The following is a 6,549-nucleotide window of genomic DNA, read 5'->3' as shown; positions in this document are numbered from 1 at the left end:
GGTCGGGGGTGCCGCGGTGGTCAGGGGCGGTCATGGGCGGGTGTCCTCCGTTCCCCCGGGCCGGGCGGCGGCCGCGGAGCGGGCGGCCGCCTCCGCGGCGCGCAGAAAGCCGATGGAGTGCCGTGCCGTGGCGGTCGCGGCGTGGCTGTGGCGGGGCAGTTCGACGGTCACCAGGCCGCGATAGCCGGAGTCGCCGAAGGCGGCGAGGAGCGGCGGGAAGTCCATCTCGCCGTCGCCGAAGGGCAGATGCTCGTGCACCCCACGTCGCATGTCCTCGATCTGGACGTGCGCCAGTTCCGGGGCGACCGCGCGCACGCACTCCTCGGGGCCGCGGTCCTCCAGGCAGTGGCAGTGCCCGACGTCCAGCGTCAGCCGCAGCCGGTCGGGAGCGCCCAGGGCGTCCCGCAGCCGTGCCCAGTCGGCGAGCGAGGCGACCAGCATGCCCGGCTCGGGCTCGAACGCCAGCGTCACACCGGCACGTTCGGCGTCCTGGAGCAGCGCGTCCACCCCGGTCAGCAGCCGGTCCCACGCCTCCTCGTGGGAGACCTCGGGCGGCGGGGTGCCGCTCCACAGGTGGGTCACCGAGGCACCGAGGTCGGAGGTGATGTTCACGGCGCGGCGCAGCAGGTCCAGCCGCAGTTCCCGGCCCTCTGTGGAGAGCAGGGTCGGCTGGTGCTTGTGCCAGGGGTCCAGCAGGTAGCGGGCGCCGGTCTCCACGGCCACGTCGAGACCGGCGGCGTCCAGCGCCATCCGCACCGAGTCCACCCGGGCCGGGAGGTGGGGCGCGTAGGGGTCGAGGTGCTGGTGGTCGAGGGTGAGGGCGACGCCGTCGTAGCCGAGTCCGGCGATGACCTGGAGGGCGTCGTTCAGCCGGTGGTCGGCGAAGCCGTTGGTGGAGTAGGCGAGACGGAGCGGCATGAGGACCTTCCCGTTGGGGGGCGGGGCGCTGCTCATGAGTGCCGGCCGGGGACGGGCGCGGCACGTGGTGCGTGGTGTCGTCGCGGGAGGCGGGGCACGGCGCCCCTCGTGGGGAAGGGTTGCCGCACGTGCCCGGTGGCGCGCGGTCAGCGGAGGGCGTGCGATCCCGCCCGCCGCGTGCCGCGGCGCGGGGTCATAAGGTCCGGCCCCGGTCGGTCGTCCGCGGGCTCCGGCGCCGGGCGGAGCGCCGCACGATGGCCACGGGAGCCGCCGGCCGGACGGGCGCCGGGTGTGCCGGCACGCCGGGAAGCCGCCTCATGTCGGGGAGACCTTCCGTGACAGCCGCCGGGCCAGTGGCAGGGCGGCGGCCAGGGGCAGCGCCGCCCGCACCGCCCCGGCCCGCGCGGTGAGCGCGGCCTGCAGCGGCAGCAGCGCGTGGATGCCGGCTCCGACCGCCGCCTGTACCCGCTCCGGACGTGGATCGCGCCGGGCCCGCAGCTGCGCGGACCAGCACAGCGCGGTGTACGCCGCCGCTCCGGCCGCGGCGGTCGCCCGCGCGGCGGGCCTGGGCGCGGTGGGCAGGGCCGCGACGGCGCCGACGGCGGCGGTGGCGGCCATCGCCTCCTCGGCCGCGGCCGGGTCGGCACCCGCCACCTCGGTGCGGCTGAGGCGGGTCACGGCGAGGACGTGACCGGCGGTCAGCGCCGCGGCGGGCAGGGCCTGCCGGGTGCCGCCGGGGCCCGCGCCGAGCAGGACGTCCAGGGCTCGGGCCGCCGCCATGGTGGGCGGCCCGAGCGCGGTGTGCTTGGTGGCCAGGTCGTAGGCCCAGACCGCGCCCGCCAGGGGCAGTGCCCGGGTCAGCAGGGCCCGGCGGCCGCCGCCGAGGGCGGCGAGGGTCAGCCCGCCGACGGTCAGCGCGGTCGCGGTGGCCAGCGCGGCCGACGGCGAGACACGGCCGGAGGGGATCGGGCGTCCGGGGCGGTCCCGGGCGTCCTCCTCCCGGTCGGCCCAGTCGTTGAGCGCCATCCCGGCCCAGTAGAGGCACACCGAACCGGCTGCGGTCAGCGCCACCCGGCCGTCCAGCGCGCGGCCCGCGGCGGCCGCACCGGCGACGATGTCGCCGGGAACCGTCAGAGCGGCCGGAGCCCGGACCAGTTCGGCCAGGTCCCCGACCCGGGGTATCGCGGGGCGGGCGCTCACTCCGCGCCCACCGCGTCGCCGGTCGCGGCGACGCCGCCAGCCGCCCAGCTGGCCAGGGCGTCGAACTGCCGGGTGAGGTCGTGCTCCCGGCTGCCCATGGGCTCCTTGAAGAAGAAGCCGAAGGCGGGCAGCAGTCCGCTCTCCCCCCGGCGCCGGGCGAGGGCGACCAGCCGGGCGAGGTCGAGCACCAGCGGCGCGGCCAGCGCCGAGTCACAGCCCTGCCAGGTGAACTGGAGCGTCATCCGGTTGCCGAGGAAGCCCTCGAACAGGACGTGGTCCCAGGCGGTCTTCCACTCGGTCATCTCGGGCACGTTGTCGATGTGCACCAGCCCCTCGACGGGGTGGCCGAGGATCTCCTGCACGGCGCGTGCCTTGGTCTCCGTCTTGGAGCGCGCGGCGTCCGGGTCGGCGAGGGTGGCGCCGTCGCCGCCGCCGAGGAGGTTGGTGCCCGACCAGGCGCGGACCTTCAGCGCACGGTGCAGGAACATCGGGGCCAGCGCGGTCTTCACCAGCGTCTCGCCGGTCTTGCCGTCCCGTCCGGCGTAGGGGACGCCGGACTCGCGGGCGAGTTCGTCCAGCGCGGGCAGCGAGGCCCCGGCCGACGGCGTGAAGTTGACATACGCGCAGCCGGCGGTGAACGCGGCGTAGGCGTACAGCGAGCTGGGAGGCAGGACCGCCTCGCCCGCCTCCAGCGCCGCGCGCAGCGCGGGGAGCGAGGCGTGGGCCGGGTGGGGCTCCGGCGGGGCCTCGGTCGAGGCGAGGTTGACGACCACGACCTGCTCCAGGCCGTTGCGGCCCCGGAACTCCTCGATGTCCGAGGCGAGACGGGCGGCGGTGCCGGCCTGGCTCTCGCCGTCCCCGCCGTCCTCCTGCGGAGCGGCGCCGGGGCGTATCTCGTGCTCGGCGGCGCGGAGCGCGTCGTCGACCTGGCCGAGCAGGTGGCCCGGGAAGACGCCCGCCTCGGCGAGCTGCGCGGCGCGCTTGGTGAGGGGGACGCCCACCATGTCGTGGCCGCCGAATACCAGTTCGGCGGGGGAGGGCGCCTCGGTGTCGCGGAACGGGGGGAGTTCGGTGACGCATCCGGTGGGGGAGGCCAGCCCGCCGGCGAGGGCGGCGGCGCCGACGGTCACCGTGGTGGCGACCGAGCCGCGTGCGCCGACGATCCAGACGCCGACCTTCGCGGAATCCGCCCGGGCGGACGAAACGGGGTGTGCAGACATGTGTGGCACGCCTCCAGTGGGGAGTGAAATCCGCTGGTCCGGGCCGGTTTCCCGGTCCGGAGCGATCATGGAATTATACATGTGCCCTTACATATATACCCCGTTCGTCATACGGAGATTTTCTGCTGGAAACACCCCTCGGCGCCAGATCCCGGCACCGATGACATGGACTTTTCGCGGCCCCGAAGCGCGGGTCGCACGCTGGGGGAGGGCATCGCGGACGGTGCCCCCGGCGCCCACCACCCCGCAGCGTGCGGGGAGTTGAGCCGATAGGCTGACGGGTCCGGTGGATCGGCGGCGCGTACCGCCCGATCCCGGTACCGAGCGGAGGCAGGCAGCCGGGAACGACCCGCGCTCGGAGCACCCCGGAAGACCCGCACCGGTTCAGGGAGTGAGAGATGGGCACCAGCGACGCACCGCTTCCGTCCACCACGTCGCTCCCGTCCACCACTCCGCTCCCGCCCCCCGCGCAGCCGCCGTCCGCCACGCCGCTCCCGCCCGCCGCGCCGGGCGTCCGCCCCGACGCGCACGCCGGCCCCGTGGTGCCCCGGATGGCGCTCGGCCTCCGGCTGCGGCGGCTGCGGGAGGCCCGCGGGATCTCCCAGGAGGAGGCCGGGGCGGTCATCCGTGCCTCGCACTCCAAGATCTGCCGGCTCGAACTGGGCCGCACGGGATGCAAGGCGCGCGACATCACCGACCTGCTCACCCTCTACGGCGTGCGCGAGGACGCCACCCGGGCCACCGTGCTTGACCTCGCCGCCCAGGCCAACCGGCCCGGCTGGTGGCACGCCTACTCCGACCTGCTCCCCGATCCGGCCCAGGCCTACCTCGGCATCGAGCAGTCCGCGGCCCTGATCCGATGCTGGACCTCCCAGACCGTCCCGGCACTGCTCCAGACCCCGGACTACGCCCGCGCCGTCGCCCGCGCGACCCACCGCGACGCGGACGAGCACGAACTGGCCCGGCGCGTCGAGTTCCAGCACCGCCGCAGCCGTGTACTCGAAGGCCCGGGCGCCACCAGGCTGTGGGCGGTCATCGACGAGGCGGCGCTGCGCCGGCCGGTGGGCGGCGCCGAGACCATGCGCGGTCAGCTCCGCAGGCTGGCCGAGGCCGCGGCCCTTCCCGGGGTGACGGTCCAGATCCTGCCCTTCGCCGTCGGCTGCCACGCGGGCATCGGCGGCCCGGTGACCCTGGTGCGGCTGCCCGGCGGGCTGCTGCCGGACGTCGCGTTCCTCGAACAGCCCCTCATGGGCGGCCAGCTGGACCGGCGCGCCGACGTCGAACACTACTGGGACGTGGTGAACCACCTCGCCGTGGAGGCCGCCCCGCCGGAGGAGACCGACGCGATCGTGCGCGCCGTCCTGGCCGGCACCTGAACCGGCCGCTGCCCCGCCGGCGGTCCGCTCACGGCTTGCGTCCGACCGCGCAGACGGCCGCCACGTCCGCCCCCTCCAGGCCGGCGATCTCCGGGCGCCAGCGCGGCAACGGCACCAGCCCCGGTTCCAGCAGGTCGAGCCCGTCGAAGAAGACACCGATCTCCTGCTCGGTGCGCAGCACGTACGGCAGCGCCCCTCCCTCGTTGTAGCTGTCCTGGGCCCGCGCCGAGGAGGCACTGGTGTCGGTGCCGTCGTAGAGCAGCAGAAAACTTCCCGACGGCAGCCCGGCCAGCAGCCGCCGCACGATCGAGCGGGCCTCGTCGTGATCCGCGACGTGCCCGATGACGCCCATCAGGATCAGCGCCACCGGGCGGGTGAGGTCCAGCGACCGCCCGGCGGCGGCGACGATCCGTTCCGGCTCGCGCAGGTCCGCGTCGACGTAGGTCGTCGAGCCCTCCGGGGTGCTGGTCAGCAGGGCGCGGGCATGCGCCAGGACCAGCGGGTCGTTGTCGACGTAGACCACGCGCGCGTCCGGAGCCGCCCGCTGTGCCACCTGATGTGTGTTGTCCACCGTGGGCAGGCCGGTCCCGACGTCCAGGAACTGCCGTACGCCCTCCTCGGTGACCAGGTGCCGCACGGCGCGGGCCAGCAGATGGCGCGAGCAGCGCGCGATGTCGACGATGCCGGGGAAGACCTCGCGGAACGCGTCGCCCGCCTCGCGGTCCACGGGGTAGTTGTCCTTGCCGCCCAGCCAGTAGTTCCAGATCCGTGCCGAGTGCGGAACGGAGGTGTCGATCCGGCGCGTGGTCCCCGCGTCGCCGTCCGTGGTGCCGCCGGTCATCAAGACGCTCCCTCTCCGGGCGCCGGCCGCACGCCCCCTCCGGTGGCCGGGGCGACAGGCTAGCGGACGCCCGTGGCCGGGCGCCTCGGCGCCGGAGGGGCGCGCCGCGGGTCAGCCGGGCGGTGCCGGCACCGGGCCGGCGGCCCGGCCGGACGACCGCCCGGGAGCCGGAGCCGCCCGGTCCGCGTCCGGGTGCCGGCCCGCTGGTCCGTCGCCCGTTCCGCCCCGGAGGTCCGCGGCCCCGTCCACCTCCCGGCGCAGCTGCTCGCAGGTCTCGCGCAGCACCCGCGAGACATGCATCTGCGAGATGTGCAGCTGCTCGGCGATGGAGCGCTGGGTCATGTCGCAGTAGAAGCGGAGATAGAGGATGCGGCGCTGGCGTTCGGGCAGCCGGCCGAGGCCGGGACGCACCGCCTCCCGGTGCACGACGTGCTGGAAACCCGGCTCCACCGAGCCCAGGGTCGCCAGCAGCGTGTGACCGCCCCCGGGGTCGGCGGGGTCGGCGTCAAGGGAGAGCACCGAGTAGCACTCCAGGGCCGCGAGTCCCAGCCGGACGTCCCCGGTGCTCAGTCCCGTGTGCCGTGCCAGCGTGGCGACGTCCGGGACGCTCTCTCCGGCACCGGTGTCCAGCTCCCGGACGGCCTCCCGGACCGCCCGGCGCAGTTCCTGCACCCGCCGTGGCACGTGTACGTCCCAGGTGCAGTCGCGGAAGTGCCGCTTGATCTCCCCGAGGATCATCGGTACCGCGTAGCTCTCGAAGGCGTTGCCCCGCTCCGGTTCGTAGCGCAGCACGGCCTTGGTCAGTCCCAGCGCCGCCACCTGTTCCAGGTCCTCGGTGTCCTCGCCCCGTCCGCGGTACTTGCGGGCGAGTCGGCGTGCCATCGGCAGCCAGGCGCGCACGATCCGCCCGCACAGCACGTCACGGGCGGGACCGTCGGGGAGCGCGGCCAGCAGCGCCAGCTCCCGGGCGGTGTCGGGGGCGTCGTCGTGGGGG

General features: G+C 75.5%; 6 protein-coding genes. 1 reads left to right on the top strand and 5 read right to left on the bottom strand.

Annotation, left to right across the window (positions count from 1 at the left end; all coding sequences use genetic code 11):
* Positions 1-30: 30 nt before the first annotated feature.
* From E0D90_RS22085 to E0D90_RS22075, 3 genes are all read right to left on the bottom strand, one after another.
* On the bottom strand, positions 31-918 hold the full coding sequence (locus E0D90_RS22085; RefSeq protein ID WP_227870401.1) for a sugar phosphate isomerase/epimerase family protein: 888 nt from the start codon (positions 916-918) through the stop codon (positions 31-33).
* 315 nt (positions 919-1,233) lie between these two features.
* Entirely contained in the window at positions 1,234-2,118 is an 885-nt protein-coding gene (locus tag E0D90_RS22080) for an SCO3242 family prenyltransferase (protein WP_227870400.1), read from the bottom strand.
* On the bottom strand, positions 2,115-3,338 hold the full coding sequence (locus E0D90_RS22075) for an inositol-3-phosphate synthase (protein ID WP_103500897.1): 1,224 nt from the start codon (positions 3,336-3,338) through the stop codon (positions 2,115-2,117). Before E0D90_RS22075 ends, E0D90_RS22080 begins: the two co-directional genes overlap by 4 nt.
* 398 nt (positions 3,339-3,736) lie before the next feature.
* Between E0D90_RS22075 and E0D90_RS22070 the strand changes: the two genes are divergently transcribed.
* Positions 3,737-4,714, top strand: coding sequence for a DUF5753 domain-containing protein (locus E0D90_RS22070; RefSeq protein ID WP_130799786.1), 978 nt, complete (start codon positions 3,737-3,739; stop codon positions 4,712-4,714).
* Between the two features lie 28 nt (positions 4,715-4,742).
* On the opposite strand, the gene E0D90_RS22065 is transcribed toward E0D90_RS22070, so the two are convergent.
* Both E0D90_RS22065 and E0D90_RS22060 read right to left on the bottom strand, forming a co-directional pair.
* Positions 4,743-5,555 (bottom strand): SAM-dependent methyltransferase, encoded by an 813-nt coding sequence (locus tag E0D90_RS22065; protein ID WP_130799785.1) that lies wholly within the window; start codon positions 5,553-5,555, stop codon positions 4,743-4,745.
* A 111-nt stretch (positions 5,556-5,666) separates the two neighbouring features.
* Positions 5,667-6,549 (bottom strand): SigB/SigF/SigG family RNA polymerase sigma factor (locus tag E0D90_RS22060; RefSeq protein WP_130799784.1); only part of this gene is annotated, 883 nt, incomplete at its 5' end.

Origin of the sequence: Streptomyces otsuchiensis (genome assembly GCF_004305975.1) — a bacterium.
GTDB classification, from domain to species: Bacteria; Actinomycetota; Actinomycetes; order Streptomycetales; family Streptomycetaceae; genus Streptomyces; species Streptomyces otsuchiensis.
Note: the sequence above shows the minus strand (reverse complement) of the source record. Positions and strands in the feature narration are given on the sequence as shown.

What these genes read in the sequence shown, in the direction of transcription:
- E0D90_RS22070 (WP_130799786.1), top strand. Translation starts at nt 3,737, where the DNA reads ATGGGCACCAGCGACGCACCGCTTCCGTCCACCACGTCGCTCCCGTCC.
- E0D90_RS22065 (WP_130799785.1), bottom strand. Translation starts at nt 5,555, where the DNA reads ATGACCGGCGGCACCACGGACGGCGACGCGGGGACCACGCGCCGGATC.
- E0D90_RS22075 (WP_103500897.1), bottom strand. Translation starts at nt 3,338, where the DNA reads ATGTCTGCACACCCCGTTTCGTCCGCCCGGGCGGATTCCGCGAAGGTC.
- E0D90_RS22085 (WP_227870401.1), bottom strand. Translation starts at nt 918, where the DNA reads ATGCCGCTCCGTCTCGCCTACTCCACCAACGGCTTCGCCGACCACCGG.